At 58.7% G+C, this 20535-nt stretch carries 18 protein-coding genes; 13 read left to right on the top strand and 5 right to left on the bottom strand.

Translation table 11 applies throughout. The features are described 5' to 3' along the window. Nucleotides 1–53 precede the first annotated feature (53 nt). The 3 genes from FAES_RS10260 (at nucleotide 54) to FAES_RS10250 (ending at nucleotide 4519) form a co-directional block, all read left to right on the top strand. Nucleotides 54–1187 carry an LpxL/LpxP family acyltransferase gene (locus FAES_RS10260; protein ID WP_015331135.1) on the top strand — a complete coding sequence of 378 codons (1134 nt, stop codon included), beginning with the start codon at nucleotides 54–56 and terminating at the stop codon, nucleotides 1185–1187. Between the two features lie 18 nt (nucleotides 1188–1205). Continuing rightward, on the top strand, nucleotides 1206–3629 hold the full coding sequence (locus tag FAES_RS10255) for a TonB-dependent receptor (protein ID WP_015331134.1): 2424 nt from the start codon (nucleotides 1206–1208) through the stop codon (nucleotides 3627–3629). A 182-nt stretch (nucleotides 3630–3811) separates the two neighbouring features. Then, a complete protein-coding gene (locus tag FAES_RS10250) occupies nucleotides 3812–4519 on the top strand; it encodes a LolA family protein (protein ID WP_015331133.1) in 708 nt (235 codons plus the stop codon). Between the two features lie 95 nt (nucleotides 4520–4614). Here FAES_RS10250 and FAES_RS10245 read toward each other — a convergent pair whose 3' ends face one another. Both FAES_RS10245 and FAES_RS10240 read right to left on the bottom strand, forming a co-directional pair. Continuing rightward, nucleotides 4615–6042, bottom strand: coding sequence for a dihydrolipoamide acetyltransferase family protein (locus FAES_RS10245; protein ID WP_015331132.1), 1428 nt, complete (start codon nucleotides 6040–6042; stop codon nucleotides 4615–4617). 119 nt (nucleotides 6043–6161) lie between these two features. Continuing rightward, the gene (locus FAES_RS10240) at nucleotides 6162–7439 is read right to left on the bottom strand and encodes a competence/damage-inducible protein A (RefSeq protein ID WP_015331131.1); all 1278 of its coding nucleotides are present in this window, start codon (nucleotides 7437–7439) and stop codon (nucleotides 6162–6164) included. A gap of 141 nt (nucleotides 7440–7580) precedes the next feature. On the opposite strand from FAES_RS10240, the gene FAES_RS10235 reads away from it, so the two are divergent. The 4 genes from FAES_RS10235 (at nucleotide 7581) to eboC (ending at nucleotide 11246) form a co-directional block, all read left to right on the top strand. After that, nucleotides 7581–8390: a DUF4197 domain-containing protein gene (locus FAES_RS10235; RefSeq protein WP_015331130.1), complete on the top strand. Its 810-nt coding sequence runs from the start codon at nucleotides 7581–7583 to the stop codon at nucleotides 8388–8390. A gap of 173 nt (nucleotides 8391–8563) precedes the next feature. Next, nucleotides 8564–9280, top strand: coding sequence for an EboA domain-containing protein (locus FAES_RS10230; protein WP_015331129.1), 717 nt, complete (start codon nucleotides 8564–8566; stop codon nucleotides 9278–9280). Nucleotides 9281–9364: 84 nt separating this feature from the next. Further along, nucleotides 9365–10357, top strand: a complete 993-nt coding sequence (locus FAES_RS10225; RefSeq protein ID WP_041257745.1) for a TatD family hydrolase — start codon at nucleotides 9365–9367, stop codon at nucleotides 10355–10357. Nucleotides 10358–10361: 4 nt separating this feature from the next. Next, on the top strand, nucleotides 10362–11246 hold the full coding sequence (gene eboC, locus FAES_RS10220) for a UbiA-like protein EboC (protein ID WP_015331127.1): 885 nt from the start codon (nucleotides 10362–10364) through the stop codon (nucleotides 11244–11246). A gap of 82 nt (nucleotides 11247–11328) precedes the next feature. On the opposite strand, the gene FAES_RS10215 is transcribed toward eboC, so the two are convergent. The 3 genes from FAES_RS10215 to FAES_RS10205 form a co-directional block, all read right to left on the bottom strand. Continuing rightward, nucleotides 11329–12309 carry a DUF1028 domain-containing protein gene (locus FAES_RS10215; protein ID WP_015331126.1) on the bottom strand — a complete coding sequence of 327 codons (981 nt, stop codon included), beginning with the start codon at nucleotides 12307–12309 and terminating at the stop codon, nucleotides 11329–11331. Between the two features lie 17 nt (nucleotides 12310–12326). Then, a complete protein-coding gene (locus FAES_RS10210; RefSeq protein ID WP_015331125.1) occupies nucleotides 12327–12941 on the bottom strand; it encodes a hypothetical protein in 615 nt (204 codons plus the stop codon). A gap of 163 nt (nucleotides 12942–13104) precedes the next feature. Further along, entirely contained in the window at nucleotides 13105–13404 is a 300-nt protein-coding gene (locus FAES_RS10205) for a hypothetical protein (RefSeq protein WP_015331124.1), read from the bottom strand. A gap of 230 nt (nucleotides 13405–13634) precedes the next feature. Between FAES_RS10205 and FAES_RS10200 the strand changes: the two genes are divergently transcribed. From FAES_RS10200 to bioB, 6 genes are all read left to right on the top strand, one after another. Next, nucleotides 13635–14804: a 3-dehydroquinate synthase gene (locus FAES_RS10200; RefSeq protein ID WP_015331122.1), complete on the top strand. Its 1170-nt coding sequence runs from the start codon at nucleotides 13635–13637 to the stop codon at nucleotides 14802–14804. Between the two features lie 152 nt (nucleotides 14805–14956). Beyond that, complete coding sequence (eboE, locus tag FAES_RS10195) at nucleotides 14957–16147, top strand: metabolite traffic protein EboE (protein WP_041257742.1); 1191 nt, start codon at nucleotides 14957–14959, stop codon at nucleotides 16145–16147. Nucleotides 16148–16201: 54 nt separating this feature from the next. Then, the gene (locus FAES_RS10190) at nucleotides 16202–17590 is read left to right on the top strand and encodes an alkaline phosphatase family protein (protein WP_015331120.1); all 1389 of its coding nucleotides are present in this window, start codon (nucleotides 16202–16204) and stop codon (nucleotides 17588–17590) included. A 121-nt stretch (nucleotides 17591–17711) separates the two neighbouring features. Beyond that, nucleotides 17712–18059 carry a gliding motility protein GldC gene (gldC, locus tag FAES_RS10185; RefSeq protein ID WP_015331119.1) on the top strand — a complete coding sequence of 116 codons (348 nt, stop codon included), beginning with the start codon at nucleotides 17712–17714 and terminating at the stop codon, nucleotides 18057–18059. A gap of 115 nt (nucleotides 18060–18174) precedes the next feature. Beyond that, nucleotides 18175–19368: a thioredoxin domain-containing protein gene (locus FAES_RS10180; protein ID WP_015331118.1), complete on the top strand. Its 1194-nt coding sequence runs from the start codon at nucleotides 18175–18177 to the stop codon at nucleotides 19366–19368. Between the two features lie 97 nt (nucleotides 19369–19465). After that, complete coding sequence (bioB, locus tag FAES_RS10175; RefSeq protein WP_041257740.1) at nucleotides 19466–20461, top strand: biotin synthase BioB; 996 nt, start codon at nucleotides 19466–19468, stop codon at nucleotides 20459–20461. The last annotated feature ends 74 nt before the right edge of the window (nucleotides 20462–20535 follow it).

The following is a 20535-nucleotide window of genomic DNA, read 5'->3' as shown; positions in this document are numbered from 1 at the left end:
CGATCAGCCGCCACGACACTAAGCATTATTCACAATTCCTCCCCTGAGTGACCATGAATCCGAACCTTACGTATGAACAAGCCGTGGATGCGCTCCGCATTCACTACGACACGACCGACCTGATTACGTCGCGTCCGCAGAGCCACCTGATGGTGTCGGCCAACCTGCAAACGTTTCTGCCCAACCTGCCCGCAGCCGATTACAACCGTTTTTTCGCCGACATTCTCTACTACCAGCACCTGGCCGGTATGGATGAAAAGATCGTGACCAAAGCGGCTGAACTCGTCATCACCGGCGATGCCGACGGCCTTTGGGACGCAGCCGCGGGCAAGCCAACGATTTTCTGTACCTGCCACCTCGGCTCCTACCGGCTACTGGGCCTGCTGCTGACGCGGCTGGGACTGAAATTCAGCCTGCTGATCGACACGAACACCTTTCAGAAACAAGGCGACAAATTCCTGCGCATCCAGCGCGAAGCCGCAGCCTTGTTCAACCAGCCTAACGCCGACATGGCGCTGATCGACGCCGAACAACCTTCGGCGGGCATTCAGCTCATACGGGCGCTGAAGCAGGGCCGCATCCTGATCGCCTACCTCGACGGCAACACCGGCGCGGGCGGCGTCACCCGGCAAGACGACAAACTGGTTGGAATCGATTTTCTGGGTAAACCGCTGCTCGCCCGAAAAGGCATTGCCTTCCTGTCGGTGGCCACGCAGGCGCCCATCGTGCCCATCTTCGCCTACCGCCCCGACGCCTACACCAACGCCGTGCAGGTGTTTGCGCCCATCACGCCCACCGAAACGCCCGCTGCCGAGCGCGAGGCCGTCTGCGCCTCAATCACGCAGCGGCTCTACGACGATTTTGCCACGACGCTACGCCAATACCCGTCGCAGTGGGAAGGCTGGCTATACGTGCAGAAATACCTCGACCTGAATCGGTTGCGGGCAACGTACCCAGCCACCAACGCACCCGCCGTCACCGATAAAACCGACTGGTTCTTTAACCACACTCGCTACGCCAACGTACCGGACGGCAATACAACGGTGCTGTTCGACAAGCACCTCTACCGGTCGTTTCGGGTGACGCGCCAGTTAGGCGAGCTGCTGAACACGCCTCACTTCCGGCTCGATGCCATCCGCAAACCCGAGTTGATCGATATGCTCGTTGGTCAGGCCATTGTCTGCTAACCTCATCCCTTCCAGACCATGACAAAACCGCTACATTGGCTGTTGGGCCTCAGCCTGGCCCTTGGCCTTCCCATGCTCACGCTGGCCCAAAGCGATTCGCTCAGCCGCATCACGGGGCAGGTTATCGACGAATACAAACGTCCGCTCGAACTGGCAACCGTGGTACTGCAACGCGCCGCCGACTCGGTCGAAGTGGGCGCGGGCTACACCGAGGCCGATGGCTCGTTTGTCTTCAGCAAACCCGCAGGCACTTACCGCCTCGTCGTATCGGTGGTGGGCTATCGCCGCCAGACAATCGCCCTGCCCACGACGCTGGCCGGACAGACCACCAACGTACCTACCGTTGCGCTTATCCCCGACGTGAAGCAGTTGCAGGAAGTAAAGGTGGTGGACCAGAAACCGTTTATCGAGCAACTCAACGACAAACTGGTGCTCAATGTCGGCAACAACCTGGCGGTGAGTGGCGGCTCGGCCCTCGACGCGCTTGAGAAAGCGCCCGGTATCCAGGTCATCAACGACCGGATTTCGCTGGCGGGACGCACGGGCGTGGCCATCTACATCGACGGCAAACCCTCGGCCCATACCGACATGACCCAACTGCTGCGCGACATTCCGAGCAGCACCATCGACCGGATCGAGCTGATCAGTCAGCCCGGTGCCCGCTACGACGCGGCCGGCTCGGCGGGGATCATCAACGTGGTGCTGAAAAAGAGCGACCGCCAAGGCACGCACGTGCTACTGACAGGCAGCGTGGGCTACGGCACCTACGCCAAATCGTCGGGCGGGCTGTCGTTCAACCACCGCACCGGTCCCATCAACCTCTTCGGTACGTATAGCTACAGTTACCGCAAAACCTTCAACCAGAATACCTTCGAACGTGATCTGGTCGAAAATGGGGTGCCGTTTGTGCTGCGGCAACAGACCTACGAACCCCGCACCACGCAGGGCAGCACCTTCCGGCTGGGGGCCGACTGGTCACTGGGCAAACGGAGCCTGCTGGGCGTGTTGCTGAACGGCCTCGACAGCGAAGGCGACGCCAACGGCCAAACTGACACCGACGCCACCACGCCGGGGCAGACGCAGAACCTGCTCAAAACCCGCAACCAGACCGATCGCCGCTGGCAGAACCTGACGGCCAACCTGAACTACAAACTAACGCTCAACGACCGGGGTCATGAGCTGACCGTCGACGCCGACATGGCCCGCTATAACCTGCGGAATCACTCGCTGTTGACCACCCAACGCCTCGCCGATACGCTACCCGTGAGTCAGGCCATTCGGAACAACCTGCCCACAACGGTCAACTACAAGGCGGTCAAGCTCGACTACGTGCGGCCACTGCCCAACAGCTACAAGCTGGAAATGGGGTTCAAGCTCAGTGGTACGCTTATCGACAGCGATCTGGCCGCCGAGGTGCAGGTAGCCGAGCAATGGCAACCCGACCGCAGCCGGTCCAACCAGTTCACCTACAGCGAAGATGTGCGGGCGGGGTACGTGACAATGCACAAAAACTGGAAACGCGCCGATTTGCAGGTTGGTCTGCGGACCGAATACACCGATACCGAGGGCGTCTCAGGTACGTTGAACCAACGCAACAGCCGACAATACTGGCAGTGGTTTCCCAGCGTGTTTTTCAATCAGGCCTTGACGAGCATCCTGGGCGTATCGGTATCGTACAGCCGCCGCATCGACCGGCCGGGCTACCAGGACCTGAACCCGTTCGTGTACTACATTGACCCGTACACCTACCAGCGGGGCAACCCCAACCTGGTGCCGCAGCTGACCAACAATTGGAAAGCCACGCTGACGTACCAGAAACTGCCCCTGTTTTCGGTGGGCTATAGCGTCACCAACAACGTGATCACGCAGGTGACCGAGCAGGACCCCAACAGCCGGGCCGCCTTCTCGACGATGGCCAACCTCGACGAGCAGCACAACGCCTACGCCACGCTCAACTTCCCGCTTTCGTTTGCCAAATGGTTGTCGGGCTACGGTAGCCTGACGGGCTTCCGAAACAGCTACACCTCCACGTACCTGGATGGCCTCTACGCCGACGCTCGCTGGTCGTATACGGCCTTCGCCACGGCCACAGCCAAAGTAGGCTCGCGGCTCTCGGTCGAGCTGTCGGGCTCGTATCAGGGGCCGGGTGTGCTGGGGCTGGTGCGCTACAACGGTTACGGCGTGGTCAACATGGGCATGCAGTATAGCCTCGCCAACGAGCAAACCAAGCTGCGCCTGTCGGCCAACGACCTCTTCTACGGATCACGAATCGTGGGCACGGTCAACTATCAGCAGATGAACCTGCGCATTTTTTCGCTCTGGGAGAGTCGGCAGTATCGCCTCACCCTGACCCACGCTTTCGGCAACACCAAGCTGAAATCATCCCGCAAGCGCACCACCACTGCCGACGACGAACGCAGCCGCGTCAAGCTGGAACAGTAGGTGGTAAGGGTCATTTGCCTTCGGCGTCATTTGCTGCGCGTCATTGATAGTCATTCGTTGTAAAAACAATCAATAACTATTAACGACTACCAACGACGGCGCAGCCTAATGACTACCAATGACGCGCAGCAAATGACGCCGCAGCCAACTAATAACCAATCCCAACCAAACCCCTTTTCACCATGAAACGCATCCTTTTTATCTCGCTCTGTTTATTGCTGGCCACGCAGGTCAGCGCGCAGGAGTTGCCGTCTGCCGACGCGATCGTTGATCGTTACCTGAAAGCCTGTGGTGGCAAAGACGCCATCGACAAAGTGCAGGACATGAGCTTCAGCCTGAAAGCCGACACCCCCAATGGCCTCGCCGTCATCGACGTCGACGCCAAACAGGGGCACAAGTTTTCGCAGGTGATCTACATGGGTGGCACTGAAGTGAGCCGTACCATCTCCGACGGGCAGAAAGTCACGACCATCCGGGGCGGCAAGGTCATCAGCGCCAACGAAGGCGCGGCAGCCCTGCGGCAGTTACTGAGCAGCTCCCTCTTCGGCGAGCAGTATTACGCCCAATACAACGTGATCCGCCGGACGCTGGGCCGCGAGCCACTCAATGGGCGCGATATGTACAAAGTGGAATTCTCGACCGGAAACGGTGAAAAATGGCAGGACTGGTTCGACGTGGAAACGGGCCTGCGGATGCAGCGCGTACTCTACTACCGCACCGCCAATGGGCTGGCAACCAGCACCTCTAAATTCTGGGATTACAAAACCGTCAATGGGGTGGTGTTGCCCTTCGCCCGCAGCCAGACGTTTGGGTCGGTAGACGCCACCCTCGCGATTAGCTCCATCAAAGTAAACCGTGGACTAAACGACAAGCTCTTTAAACTACCCTGATTGGTCACTCATCGGGTTTACCAACAATCCCCGCCGCCTCTGGCAGCGGGGATTTTTTGGTTTGCGCCAGGTAAACCTATAAGGTTTTGGAAACTTTATAGGTTTGGTTCGTTCCACTGCTCCAGGTAGTCGGCTACGCGCCGGACAAACTGCCCGCCCAACGCGCCATCGACCACGCGGTGATCGTAGGAATGGCTCAGGAACATCATGTGCCGGATGCCGATCAGGTCGCCCTGCGGCGTTTCGATCACGGCGGGCTTCTTCACGATTGCCCCGAAGGCCATAATCGCCACCTGCGGCTGCATGATGATGGGCGTACCCATGAGGTTGCCAAACGTACCGATGTTGGAAACGGTGTAGGTGCCACCCGCCAGATCGTCGGCGGTGAGTTTGTTTTCGCGGGCGCGTTTGCTCAGGTCGTTGACCTTTTTGGTCAGGCCGATGAGGTTATACTGGGCCGCGTCGTGAATGACCGGCACGATCAGGTTACCCGTTGGCAGCGCCACGGCCATGCCCACGTTGATCGCTTTCTTCACCAGAATGCTGTCGCCCTCTACCGATACGTTGATCATCGGGAAATCGCGAACGGCCTTCACAATGGCGTCGATCAGGATGGGCGTGTACGTCAGGTTTTCGCCGGTCTGTTTCTTAAACGCGTCTTTGTTGGCCGCGCGCCACTGCACCACGGCGGTCAGGTCGGCCTCGACAAACGAGGTCACGTGCGGCGAAATCTGCTTCGACTCCACCATCCGCTGCGCAATCATCTTCCGCATCCGGTCCATCTGAATGATGTCGGCCGAACCATTCAGGCTTTGGGCGGGGACTGGCTTCACCGCAGGGGTAGCGGGGGGCGGCGGGGATTGGTGGACCGGTACGTTCCCGGCCATGCCCTGCGCCGCAGGCATCCCCTGCCCCTTGCTCGACGCTGCGCGGTCGAGCACATACGCCAGCATGTCTTTCTTGGTCACCCGGTTGTCGGAGCCGCTGCCGGGAATGCGATCGAGTTCGGCGCGGCTGATGCCTTCTTCTTTGGCGATATTCAGCACCAGGGGCGAATAGAACCGCCCTTCAAATGCAGGTACGTTGCCTGGTTGCGCCGCCGCCGATTTGCTGCTCATGGCGCCGATGCTGGCCTCCAGTTCAGCGGCACTCGCCACCGCTTCGGCCTCTTCCACGTCGTTGACCGCGGCAGCATCCACGCCCACCTCTTCCAGCGACGGCAGCGGGGCCGCATCGCCACCCGTTGGTGCGTTGGCGGGGGTATCATCTGCGCCTACCGCCTCCGACGTCTCGATGCGGGCAATGGGCTGGCCAATGGGCACCACGTCGCCGTCGTTAACCAGCAGTTCTTTCAGCACGCCAGCGTAGGGTGCGGGTACTTCCGTATCCACCTTGTCGGTCGCTACTTCCAGCAGCGATTCGTCGGCGTCAAAGCGGTCACCGGGCTTTTTGAGCCACGTGATGACCGTGCATTCCATAATACTCTCGCCCATTTTGGGCATTACCAGATCAATAAGGGCCATCGTTCAGGATGGAATCAAGAAGTAGGAGTGATGACTAAAAGCTATGAATGCTGTATTATGAATTGGTTTACGCGCACAGGACTCCTGCGTAAGCCAATCCATAATCCATCCTTGATAGCTCATAATTTAAAGTCCTTAATCGATGATTCCTTTTTCAGTTGTTCACGAAGTAGATTCAATACGTATGTAGTGGTAAGGGTAATGTTTTGCTCGCGGTATTGGCCAAGGCGCAGCAATTTGGCGGTGGTACCGGTCGCAGTGGCGCAGGCAATCCAGATGGTGCCCACGGGTTTGTCGGGCGTGCCACCATCGGGTCCGGCGATGCCACTCGTGGCAATGCCTACGTCGGCACCCAGCATCACGCGGGCCCCTTCGGCCATTTCGCAGACGACGGGTTCGCTCACGGCCCCAAACCGGGCCAGCGATTCGGAGCTGACGCCCAGCGCGATGTGTTTGATGTCGTTACTGTAGGCCACGACCCCGCCCACGAACACCGACGAAACGCCCGGCAGCTTGGTGAGGGTAGCCGCCACCTGCCCGCCCGTGCAGCTCTCGGCGACGCCCAGCGTCAGGTTTTTCTCCTTTAACTGGTTCACCACCACTTGCTCGATCTCATCGCCGTCGTAGCCATAGACGTGCTGCTCAATCAAGGGCAACACCGCGGCCACCTGCTCGTTTAGGTCACGGGTCAGTTCATCGGCATCGGTGCCGGTAGCAGTGAGGCGCAGTTTTACCTGCCCGAAACTTGGCAGGTAAGCCAGCCGGATATGCGGTGGCAGGGCATCCTCCCAGGCTTCAATGCGCTCAGCCAGAAACGACTCGCCAATGCCGATGGTCCGGATCATCTTGTGCAGGATCACGGGCATCTCAAACCGCTCTTTCAGCTTCGGCAGCATCCGGTGGGTCATGAGGTTTTTCATCTCGAAAGGCACGCCCGGCAGCGAGATGTAGACCGTGTCGTTGTGGTCGAACCACATGCCGGGGGCCGTACCCCAATCGTTCTGCACGTAGTCGGCATTCTCGGGTAGGTCCGCCTGTCCCCGGTTGAGGTCAGTCATGTCGCGACCCCGCTTCAGGAAAAAGCTCGTCACCAGGTCGAGCGCCTGTTCGTTACGCACCAGTCCCACGCCGAAAAACTGGCAGAGCGTTCGCTTGGTGATATCGTCTTTGGTCGGGCCAAGGCCACCAGTAATCACAACCACATCGGCGCGGGTCGTGGCCTCGCGCAGGGCGTCGAGAATCACGTCGGCCTGATCACCCACCGATGTTTTACGAACCGTTCGGATGCCGATGTTGGTCAATTCGGTGCTAATCCACTGGGTGTTGGTATCGGTTATCTGACCGAATAAAATTTCGTCGCCGATCGTGATGACTTCGGCACGGATAGTAGCTGGCATACAAATCAATGGACAAGGCACGTTATGAACTGAACAATGAGCCGGGTATTAGCCGTTACTCCCTGACAGGAAGAATTTTCTTCGGCCGACTTTACATTCTCCAGTCACAGCTGTCAAAAGTACATAAAACAACCTTGAGCGATGAAAACGTTTTATTCGGCGACCCGCCCTATCCTTCTTGCCGCGGCGCTGCTGCTGACCACCGGACTGACCTTATCCACTCAGGCTCAGGATACTACTTCGGCGCCCAAGCCAACCGAAACCCGGCGCAACCCGCTGGGCGGGCTGGGTAAAGTGCTGGAGAAAGTGTTACCCCCATCGAACGCGTCGGGCACGAGCACCGGGCTGACGGCCGTCGAGATTGCGTCGGGCCTGAAGGAAGCCCTGCGCGTGGGAATCGACAAAGGCGCCACGCAGGCGTCGGCCCTCGACGGCTTTTTCAAGAACAACCTTATTAAAATTCTTTTTCCGCCCGAAGCCCAGCGCATCGAGTCACGGCTGCGGCAACTCGGTTTTGGCAAACAGGTCGATCAGTTCGTGCTGGCGCTTAACCGCTCGGCTGAAGATGCCGCCAAGCGCGCCAAACCCGTGTTTTGGAAGGCCATCACGCAGATGAGCATTCAGGACGCCGTGGGCATTCTGCGCGGTAGCGACAACGCCGCCACGGAATACCTGCGCCGCACCGCCGGGCAGCAACTGGTAGCCGAGTTTACGCCGATTATCGACAGCACCTTGCAGAAAAACAACGCCACGCGCTACTACAACTCGCTGGCCGGTACGTACAACAAGCTGCCGTTTGTGCAGCCGGTGAATGCCAACCTGACCGAATACGCCACCAACAAGGCCGTCGATGGTCTGTTCATTCTAGTGGCGCAGGAAGAGAAAAAAATCCGCGAAAACCCCGTCGCCCGGGTAAGCGACATCCTGAAACGGGTATTCGGCAGCAAGTAAAGGGGCTAATTTTGGGTGGGCGTCGGCGCAATAATGGGCTGACGCCCACTTTTTTTATGATTAAATCGGGCTAAACAACTGACTTTTGTTACGTTCTTTCTCGCCGTAGTCAGGTTCACATTTGCGACCTTTGCAAGCTCGTTTACTGGCTCGCCATTTGTGGTAACATTTCCATGAATTTATCCTCTCTTTTCAACGAAGCGGCCACAGATGCCGAACGGCAGTGGTTACAGACGAAACAACAGGGCCCGTTGAACGCGCAGATGGCTGCTTTTGTCGCCGCACCGCGCTTCATCGACCGGCGTAACGTACCTGACAAACCCGAATGGACGATGGACCGGCTGGCGCGGGTCCTGCTGCTGCAATCGATCTGCGAGGCCGAACCGGTGAAAGGTCTACAGGCCATCGAGATGCTGTTCGACTCGGCCGAGTTACAGGAACTGGCCGCGCTCTATTCGGCACTGCCCCTGCTACCCCAGCCCAAACGCTGGCTCCTGCGGGCGACCGACGCCGTCCGGTCAAACATGGGGCCGGTATTTGATGCCATCGCCTTTGAGAACACGTACCCAGCCGATCATTTCTCGGAAGCCGCCTGGAATCAGCTGGTACTGAAGTGCATTTTCAACGATAAGCCCCTCACCCGCATCGTGGGCCTGCTCGACCGGGCCAACCAGACGCTGGCCAACGATTTATCGAATCTGGCGCATGAACGATGGGCCGCCGGCCGGAGCGTACCGGCCGAAGCCTGGCAATTGGTCCCCCGGTTTATGAACGAAACGCTGCTGGCTGATGTAACCAAATTACTCCAGTCGCCCAGCGAGGCCGACCGGGCTGCTGCCCGGCAGGTATGCCAGACGACGGACTATCAACCCGCTAAACAACTTATTTAATGAATAATGTATAATGCACGATGTACAATTTCTGCGCTAGCACCCATTGTACATCGTGCATTATACATTATTCATTTCAGCCTTATGAACCCCTCACACGCTCAGGAAGAAGAAATTCGGGTCGACGAGTCGGTGCACGAACCCGTTGATTTCATGACCCCCATCAAGGGCATGACCTTCTTCGATCCGCACATTCACATGACTTCGCGCACCACCGACGATTACCAGGCGATGGCCGACGCGGGTATTGTGGCGATTATCGAGCCGGCCTTCTGGCTGGGGCAACCCCGCACGGGCCTGGCGACTTTCAAAGACTATTACAGCAGCCTGGTTGGCTGGGAACGCTTCCGGTCGTCGCAGTTTGGCATTAAGCATTACTGCACCATCGGGCTCAACTCGCGGGAAGCCAACAACGAACCGCTGGCCGAGCAGGTGATGGAGTTGCTGCCACTTTTTGCCTATAAAGAAGGCGTGGTGGGTATTGGCGAAATCGGCTTCGACGATCAGACGGCGGCCGAAGAGAAATTCTACCGGGCGCAGCTGGAACTGGCCAAAGAAGCCAACCTGCCGGTGCAGATTCATACGCCGCACCGCAACAAAAAGGAGGGTACCGAGCGCAGCATGGCCATCGCGCTGGAGCACGGCCTCGACCCCGGCATGGTGATCGTGGACCATAACAATGAAGAGACGGTGAAGTCGGTGCTGGATAAAGGATTCTGGGCGGCTTTCACAATCTACCCGTTTACCAAAATGGGCAACGAGCGCATGGTCGCGGTGGTTGAGCAATACGGTCCCGAGCGCATCATGGTCAACTCGGCCGCCGACTGGGGCATCAGCGATCCGCTGGCGATACCTAAAACCGCAGCCCTGATGATGATGCGGGGCATTCCCGTCGAGCACATCCGGCAGGTGACCTACCAGAACGCCATCGACGCCTTCGCCCAGAGCGGTCAGATCAACGTAGCCGATTTTGAGTCGCCTTCCGAAATCGACCAAAGCCAGACGTTCAACGGCAACACCATCCTGCGCGGTGGCCAACAACCCCGCCGGGATAGCAAGTCGATCATTATCAATTGAGGGTATGAAGTCTTATTTGCAACTCATGCGCCCGGCCAACTTGCTGACGGCCGCTGCCGACGTACTGGCGGGTGCCGCGCTGGCCTTTGGCGCCACGGAAACGGCGCCCCCGTCGGCCCTACCGGTGAATCTGTGGCTGCTGGTGCTGTCGACTGTCGGTTTGTATGGCGGTGGCGTGGTGCTGAACGACGTGTTCGATGCCAAACTCGATGCCGTGGAGCGGCCCGAGCGGCCCATCCCAAGCGGGCGCGTATCGGTTGGGCAGGCGTCGGTGCTGGGCATCGGGCTGCTGCTTATCGGCATTGGGGCTGCCTATCTGTATAGCCCTATGAGCGCCTGGCTCGCCCTGATCATTGCCGGGCTGGCTGTTTTTTACGATCGATTTGGCAAACACCACGCCCTGTTTGGTCCGCTGAACATGGGCCTGTGCCGGGGCGTCAACCTGCTGCTGGGGATCAGCGCGGCCGGTACGTTGCCCATCAAGGTGTTATGGCCCGCGGCGCTGATACCGGTCATCTACATTGCCGCCGTCACCATGATCAGCCGGGGCGAAGTGCATGGCGGAAGCCGGACGACGCTGTGGGGTGCTGCCGCCTTGTTTACGCTCGTCAGCGGCCTGCAAATCGGGACGGCAGTGGAGCTGGGTACGTTGTGGCTGGCTATCGGTTTTGTAGCGTTGCACCTGCTACTAGTGTTGCGCCCCCTATGGACCGCCATTCAGCAACCCATCGGGCCCAACATCGGGCAGGCGGTGAAAGCAGGTGTGCTGTCGCTCATCGTGATGGATGCCGCCTGGGCCGCGCTCTCGGGCCACTGGCTACTGGCTCTCTGCCTGCTAGTCCTGCTACCCCTCTCGCTACCTGTAGCCCGGTATTTTGCCGTAACGTAGCGCCCGGGTCCAGCCGGGCTTTAAGGTAAAGGCCAGCTATGGTATGTTCCACCTTATAACCCGGCTCCAGCCGGGCTATACATTACTTCACCAGTTGGGCCAGTTCGGGGGCGGAAACGGTCAGCAAGCCTACTTTGGGGAGGCGGCGGGTGAGTTCACGCCAGTTGGCATCCTGGGCGTAGATAGGCTTTAGCAGCTGCACGGCTTTAGCGACCTGTTTGGTGTTGGCGAGCGCAATAGCCGTCCAGTATTTCATTTCGAGGTTCTTCGGAAAGAGTTTCATGGCTGCCCCGTAGGCGTCCATGGCTCCTTTCATGTCGTTTTTCTCCGTCGCCAGATCACCCGCGTTCATATACTCGTAAGCGCGGTGGGTACGTAGCAGCCGCCCCAGTTCAGCCAGCGGCTGTTCGGCATCGTCGACGCGCAGATCGACCAGGTGATTATCGTCCCAGGGGGCGTCTGTGGCTTTGCCTTTCACCACCAGCAACACCGCCGACTGCCGCCCGCGAATGTCGCCACCCGCTGCCTGCGCCGCGTTGAGGGCGCTCAGCACCCGCTCCGGCAGGGGCATCGCCTTGTTTTTCTCGAACGCCGCCGCCATCGCATCGGGCACGGTGCTGTTGAGCATCATGTTGGCCTGCACCGAATAAGTGGCGCCTTTGTGATGACCAGCGAAGTCGATGCATTTAGCGCCCGTGTGCACGGCTACGTTGCCTTTGGCATCGGCAATCGCTACCTGCCGGACGTCACGCCCTTCATCGGTCTGGAGTAGTTCGTCGAGGGTCTGCTGGGCCGTTTTGCCTTCTTTCAGCAGTCGCAGCCCCCGGATCCCGAACGATTTATTGGTAAACGACTGGGTAGCCACCACGCCAACGCCCGCCTCACCCCACGACACAGTGGTGCCCACCGAAAACCAGTGACTTTGCACGCCCACGGCCAGATCGCCGGTGGCTTCGTCGCGGGCCACAATGGAAAACGTATGAGCAAACGGCTCACCTTGGCGGGTACGTTGCGCGTGGGCAGTCAGCGACGCGCAGAGCAGAAATAGGGAGAGTAGACGCATAGAGGCGAAGATAACGCCTAGGTCGTCATGGTGTAGCGCTCGTAGCGGGTGGTAATGAGCACCGTTTTGGTGCCTGCGCGGGTGTAAATCGTCTTCCGACTCACCAGTTCAATGGTATGCTGCCCCACGATTCTGACCGACACGGGCTTTTTCCAGCGCACGGAGGCGTCGGCGTTCGGTTCGTCGGCGACAATGATCGATTTCAGATCAGGCGCGAACGAGATAGACCGGCTTGCCCCCTGCCTCGCATAGTTCACCGTTAGTTTCGGATCGTAGGCCAGCGGCTCCCAGTTCCATTGGTCGTTTCCTGACCAGATGTACTGCTCAGGCCAGGCCTCCACCATAAGCCGCACGGGTTGCGTGTTCCATTGGCCTTTGCCCCTGACGTGTAAGATTAATTCGCAACAGTATTCGGGGGCCAGTTCCTTGATCTCATCCAGCAGGTTCGTTGAGGCATAGCCGTCCATGTTCACATCGATGGCCTCATTGCTCACCGAACTGACAATACTGTACTTCCCGTGAAAGCGCTCGTGCAGCGCGTCGATATCATCGTTAGGGGCGACATCGGGACTAGCTGTGCAGCCCGCCAGCCACAACACGCCCATCGCCCCTAACAGCCAGTTCCTTTTCATACCAGTTGAGTCGATCTGATTTATAATCAAATATACCAATAACCTATATCATTGACTATACCGAGTTATCCACGGGCTTGCCGGGTAAGTAAACGACACAAAAAATCGACTTAGCCTTGTCAGCTGGCTAAGTCGATCCGGAGCGGGGTTGAGGTGCTACTGGTTACCCCCGGCTTCCTTTCCGATGCTCTTTGCGCTGGCGGTGGCGTTCCAGCACGCGCTCGCGCTGCTCGGGTGTCATGGCGGCGAGTTTGGCTTCCCGGCGTTCGCGGTGGGCCTGTTTGAACGCCTGGCGCTCGGCGGGGCTCATGGCGGCAAGCTTGGCTTTGTGTTCAGCTTTGCGGGCGGCGCGCTGCTGGCTGGTGAGGCGGTGTTTTTCCGACTGCGGAGCGGGCGTCTGGGCGTAAGTGACCAGGGTAGTCAAAACGGCAGCGCCGGTCAGCAACAGATGGCGTAGGTTCATGGGATGATTCGGTTTGTTTGGGCTTGGACAGACAGACCGGATAAAGGTTTAGTTAAAAATGAATCAAAACGGGGGCTGATTGCACCAAAACCGCGATTTCCCGTTTATTAAGAAAGAGACCGTAGCCGTGGGCCAATGGTGCTACAATACCGTCGATTTACCGTTCAGTCAACAAAAGCCGGGTAATCGTGGGTAATTTTGGCTTTTGGTTTAGAGGAGAAACCAATGTGATGAACCAACTTGAACAGTCGTTCAGCGTGCCGTTTACGTATACCGTATCATTTACCGAGCACCTGTTCGCTTCCGACAATACGCTTTTCCGCGACTGGCTGACGCAATCGGCCCGCCGTTCGGGCACCCAACTCACCCGTAAACTTCTGTTTGTCATCGATAGCGGTGTACTGGCAGCCCATCCCACACTGCCGGCCAACATCCAGACGTATTTTGCCGACGTACCTGGCCTGCGCGTCGTGGATGAACCGATGGTGGTACCGGGTGGCGAACTGGCCAAAAACAGCCCCGAACTGGTCGACCAACTGATCGACGCCGTCGACCGCTACGGGATCGACCGGCATTCCTACATCGCCGCCATCGGTGGTGGAGCCGTACTCGATCTGGTTGGGTATGCGGCGGCCATTGCCCACCGGGGCGTGCGGCACATCCGCATCCCCACGACGGTGCTCTCGCAGAACGACTCGGGCGTGGGTGTCAAGAACGGCGTCAACTGGGGCGGCAAAAAGAACTTCGTGGGTACGTTTGCCCCGCCCGTTGCCGTCTTCAACGACGCCGCTTTTCTGGGTACGTTGGACGATCGCGACTGGCGCTCGGGCATTTCGGAAGCCATCAAAGTGGCGCTCATCAAAGACCGGCCGTTTTTTGAGTGGCTCGACACCAACGCCGATGCCCTGGCCAACCGGGACGCCGAGGCCATGAGCTACCTCGTTTACCGCTGCGCCCAACTGCACATGCAGCACATTGCGGGGGGCGATCCGTTTGAGATGGGCTCAGCCCGCCCGCTCGACTTTGGTCACTGGGCGGCCCACAAGCTCGAATACCTCACCGATTTCTCGGTGCGGCACGGTGAGGCCGTCGCCATCGGCATTGCGCTTGATACGGTCTATTCGCAACTGGCGGGCCGCATTACCGCTACGGATGCCGACCGGGTGCTGTCGGTGCTGCAACGGCTAGGCTTCGACCTGTTTCACCCGGCGCTGGCCGAGAACGGGGGCGAAAACCTCCGCCGGGGCCTCACCGAATTCCAGGAACACCTCGGTGGCGAACTGACGATTACGCTGCTGGATGCGCTCGGGCAGGGCGTGGAAGTCCACGAGATGGATACCGCGCTGATTCAGCAGGCCATCGAGAAGCTGGAAAATACATTAATGCACAATGCCCACTGAACGAATGCACAATGTATAATGTACGATGCGGTCCGCCGCTGCGGCACAATGATTTTGCTTCAGTGGTGAGCCACCCGGCATCCATTGTGCCGCAGCGGCGGACCGCATCGTACATTATACATTGTGCATTACGCATGGTCCATTACCCCCTTATGCATTTCGGTTACTGCACAAATATCCACCCTGGTGAGGCGTGGGACGATCATTTTCGGCACCTTCGCGAGCAGGTACCGGCGGTCAAAGCGGCTCAGTCGCCCGATGCGCCGCTGGGACTGGGCCTGCGGGTCGCCAATCAGGCGAGCCTGGATCTGGCCCAACCCGAGCGGGTGGCTGCGCTTCAACGCTGGTTGACCGAGGCCGGTTGTTACGTCTTTACGATGAACGGCTTTCCCTATGGCGGCTTCCACGATCAGCGGGTGAAAGACCACGTGCACGCGCCCGACTGGACCACCACCGCACGCGTTGACTACACCATCCGGCTCTTCCGGCTGCTGGCGCAACTGCTGCCCGACGACCTGACCGAAGGCGGCGTGTCGACCTCGCCCCTCTCCTACCAGCACTGGTGGGAAACCCCGGCCGCGGCCTACAAGGCCATGTTGAAAAGCACGCAGCACATCCTGCTGGTACTCGATGAACTGATGCGGCTGCGCACGGAAACCGGCAAGGTGCTCCACCTCGACATCGAGCCCGAACCCGACGGTCTGCTCGATAACCTCGACGATTTTCTGGACTGGTACACCAACACGCTACGCCCCGCCGCCCGAACGTACCTGGCCGAGCAACGTGGCCTCAGCGCCACCGAAGCCGATGCGGCTGTGCACGACCACATTCAGCTTTGTTACGACATCTGCCACATGGCGGTTACCTACGAAACCACCGATCAGGCGATTCAGAAGCTGACCGAAGCGGGGATTCGGGTCGGAAAAATTCAGATCAGTTCGGCCCTGCACATCGACTTTTCGATGGATGGAGCGGCCAAGCTCGATGCCATCCGGGCGTTTGACGAACCAACGTACCTGCATCAGGTGGTAGCCCGCCTCGCCGACGGCACCCGTCAGCGCTTCGCCGACCTGCCCGACGCCCTCGCCGCCTACGATCCCGACACGCACCGCGAGTGGCGCATCCACTTCCACGTACCCTTGTTTCTGGAAACCTACGGGCTGCTGGGCTCCACCCAACAGGACGTGGTTACGACCCTTCACTGGCAACGTACCAAACCATTTACCGATCAGTTGGAAGTGGAAACCTACACCTGGGGCGTGCTGCCCGCCGATGCCCAACTACCCATCAGCGAATCCATCGCCCGCGAACTGGCGTGGGTAAAAACCTGTCTGGAGGGGTAACCGCGCTGTCTCTATTTCTACGCAAGCAACAGACGCTCAGCGTCGACCTTCGTTATGCAAAAGACCGTTGTCATTGATATTGTTGGCCTGAGTACGAGCGTGTTGGGTAAGCATACACCCTTCCTGACGCAGTACATCGCCAAGCGGCACCTGACCCACGTGCGGCCCGTACTGCCCGCCGTGACCACCACCGCCCAGAGCTGCTACATCACGGGCAAATGGCCGAGCGAACACGGGATCGTGGGCAACGGCTGGTATGACCGCCGCGACGCCGAAGTCAAATTCTGGAAGCAGTCGAACCGGCTGGTCGAGGCCGAGAAGATCTGGGAACGCGCCAAACGCGAGGACCCGAGCTTCACCTGCTCGAAGATGTTCTGGTGGTACAACATGTACGCCTCGGTCGATTATTCAGTGACGCCACGGCCGCAGTACCACGCCGACGGCCTGAAAATGCCCGACTGCTACGCTCACCCCGCCTCCCTCCGCGACGAGCTCACGGCCAAGCTGGGTACGTTCCCGCTGTTTACGTTCTGGGGCCCCAACACCAGCCTGAAATCATCGAAGTGGATTGCCGACGCGTCGATGTACGTGGATGATCAGCACAACCCGACGCTGACGCTCATCTACCTGCCCCACCTCGATTACTGCCTCCAGAAATACGGCGTCGACCTGGCCCGTATCGCGCCCGACCTGCGCGAGATCGACCAGCTTGTGGCCGAACTGGTGGCCTTTTACGAGAAGAAAGACACGCGGGTCATCCTGTTGTCGGAATACGGCATCAACAACGTTAACCGCCCTGTTTACATCAACCGGGCCCTGCGCGAAGCGGGCCTGATTGCCGTGCGGGTCGAGGCGGGCCGCGAACTGCTCGATGCGGGCGCATCAGCCGCGTTTGCCGCCCCCGACCACCAGATTGCCCACGTCTACGTGAACGACCCTGCGCAGGTATCGCGCGTGAAGGCGATGCTGGAGAAACTGCCGGGTGTGGCCGAGGTGCTCGACGAAGCGGGTAAAAAAGCCCATCACCTTGACCACGAACGGTCGGGGGATCTGGTCGCCATTGCCGAGCCCGATAGTTGGTTTGCGTATTATTACTGGCTCGACGACGCCAAAAAGCCCGATTACGCCCAGCTCGTCGACATTCACCGCAAGCCCGGCTACGACCCCGCCGAGCTCTTCATGGACCAGACCAACCCGCTCATCAAAGCCAAAGCCGGGTATAAACTGGCCCGTAAGTTGCTGGGATTCCGGTATTTGATGGATGTTATTTCGCTCGACGCCACGCTGGTGAAAGGCTCGCACGGCGGGGTCGATGTGGGGCAGGAATACTACCCCATCCTTGTCACCGACCAGCCCGCGTCGGCTTCCGAAATCGACGCTATCGACGTGTACGACGTAATCTGGAAACACCTGACCGAGGCAGTACTGACCGAAAAAGCGTAATTTTGATCAAAAAAAGAGTTGACGTTTGTCGTTTACGGCCTGACGTTGGCTGCCGCAGGCGTACTGCTGACGCGCAAGCTAACTTGAGACGGTAGACGATCAACGGCAAACAGTATAGCCAATGCGCCAGTCCGAAATCAACTTCACGATTGAATTAGACAACGAGAACGTACCCGACAAAATCTATTGGGACGCGACCGACAACCCCAACGAAGGCCTCAACGACACGAAAGCCATTTCGGTCGCCGTTTGGGATAACTACCACCGCAACACGCTGAAAATCGACTTGTGGACCAAAGACATGGAAGTGGGCGATATGAAGCGGTTTATGGTCGAGATCATGGGTGGTATTGCCAGCACCGTGCGCGGCGCGACCGGCGACGAAGCCATGGCCGATGATATCGACAACCTGTGCCGTTCCCTCAGCAAGCGAATCGAAGCCGAATTCCGCGCCGAGAACCAGAAATGATCAATGCGTTTAAGGGTTGACGATTAACCGTTTGCTGTTGACTTAAGTACAGGTAACTGCTCGTTCATTCGTTAACATCAAACGGTCAACCGTCAACCCTCAAACCACCCCACCTATGCCCATGCGCGTTTCGTTCATCTTGCTCTTTTGCCTGGCTACGCTCAACACGTTGGCCCAGAAGGGTATCGCCTTTCAGCAGGCACCCATCAGCGTTGTGCTCAAGACCGCGCAGAAAGCGCAGAAACCGGTCTTCGTGGAGATCTATTCGCCTGACTGCCATGTGTGCCAGAGCTTCATCCCGATTCTGGCCGACAGCCGGGTGGGCAAATCGTACAACAGCAAGTTTGTCAGCACGAAACTCGACATCGGGCAACCGGCCACGCAGAACTGGCTGAAGGCCAAAAAGTTATACGTGCCTTCGTTGCCTCTGTTTCTGTACCTCGATTCTAGCGGCGACATCATTCACTTCGCCATGAGCCAGAACAGCGCCGATGAAGTCATCCGCCACGGTAACAACGCCGTAACGGCCTCGGCCCGGAGCAACACCTGGAAGCAGCGGTTCGCGAGTGGGGATAAGTCGCCCAACTTCCTGATCGATCTGGCCATGTATAGCCGGGTCACCTGTGACACCAACACCAACATCGCGGCGATGGAAGCCTACGCCGCCCAGCAGCCCGCCAACACCCATGCCAACCAGAACAACTGGCTGGTGTTGCAGAAGCTGATCATCGACATGAACAATCCGCTGGCCAAAAGCCTGGTCAGCAACATCAACCTGTACAAGCAGCAGTACGGCAAACCGGCGGTCGACGTGGCCGAGAACATCCTGATGTCGTCGCTGTATAGCAGCAGGGGCCTGCGCTATTCCCCCGCCCAGATTCAGCAGGTGTACAACGGGCTGGTACAGATCGGTATCGACCCCAAAACGGCCTCATCGCGCACGTTGCTGCCCGAAGTAAACGCTTATTTCAAACTGGGGCAGGGCGCCCGCGCCGCCGAGCGGATGAACAACCACATCAACACGCATTCGTTGTCGGTGCCGGAATATATCTACGTGGCCCGCCTTTTCAACCGCGCCTCGCCCGACGCCGCCGACGTAACGTACCTGACCAAATGGATTGGTAAAGCGCTTTCGCTCAGAACCACTACCGGTGAGCAGGCCGACCTCTATTACGAGCAAGCCGACGCCTACCGCCGCGCTGGCAAAACCGCCGACGCCAAACAGGCCGCTCAACGCTCACTCGAACTGGCCCGCGCCGGTCAGATCGACACCAAACGAAATACAGACCAGCTTAACAAACTCAAATAGTGATGAGCGATGAATGACGAATTTGCCAACGCTGGACAAAGCGTATGTGCGTCAGCCAACTCATCATGCATCACCCATCACTCATCGTTCAAACCCTATGCGTACCGACTGGACTCGCGACGAAATTGCCGACATCTACAATAGCCCGGTGTTAGACCTCATCTACCGGGCAGCGACCGTTCACCGCCAACACCATGACCCGCAGGAAGTGCAGGTATGTACGCTGCTGTCGGTGAAAACGGGTGGTTGCCCCGAAGACTGCGCCTATTGCCCGCAGGCCGCGCGCTACCACACCAACGTGAAAACACACAAGCTGCTGGAAGTAGGCGAAGTGTTGGAAGCCGCTAGCCGGGCGCAGGCCTCGGGCAGCAGCCGGTTCTGCATGGGGGCAGCCTGGCGCGAAGTACGCGACAACCGCGATTTCGACAAGGTACTCGACATGGTGCGTGGCGTCAACGCCATGGGGATGGAGGTGTGCTGCACCCTCGGCATGCTCACCGACAGCCAGGCCCAAAAGTTGAAGGAAGCGGGGCTCTACGCCTACAACCATAATCTGGATACAAGCGAAGAATTTTACGGCGACATCATCACGACACGTACCTACGACGACCGCCTCGATACGCTCGGCCACGTGCGCGACGCGGGTATCTCAGTTTGCTCGGGAGGGATCATCGGCATGGGCGAATCGCACAACGACCGGATCGGTATGTTGCTGACGCTGGCTACGCTGCCGGAACACCCCGAGTCGGTGCCGGTCAATGCGTTGGTGCCGGTGGAAGGCACACCGCTGGAGGAGCAGGAACGCGTGTCGGTTTGGGAAATGGTTCGCATGATTGCCACGGCCCGCATTACCATGCCCAACGCGATGGTGCGGCTCTCAGCCGGGCGGGTCCGCATGACCACCGAAGAACAGGCGCTGTGCTTTCTGGCCGGTGCCAACTCGATCTTCGCGGGCGACAAACTGCTTACCACACCCAACCCCGACGTCGACGCCGATCAGCAGTTATTCCAGACGCTGAACATCAAACCCCGCGCTGCTTTCAAAAACGAGCAGGGCCAGGCAGCAGTTAAATTCGAGCAAATCCCGGTTTAAGGTTTCGGATACCCTACAAAAAAGTCTCCCGTTTTGAATTGTTTGACGCCTGAATCAGACGCCTCTATCAATTC

This window comes from Fibrella aestuarina BUZ 2 (assembly GCF_000331105.1).
GTDB lineage: Bacteria > Bacteroidota > Bacteroidia > Cytophagales > Spirosomataceae > Fibrella > Fibrella aestuarina.
This window is presented reverse-complemented; position numbering and strand designations above follow the sequence as displayed.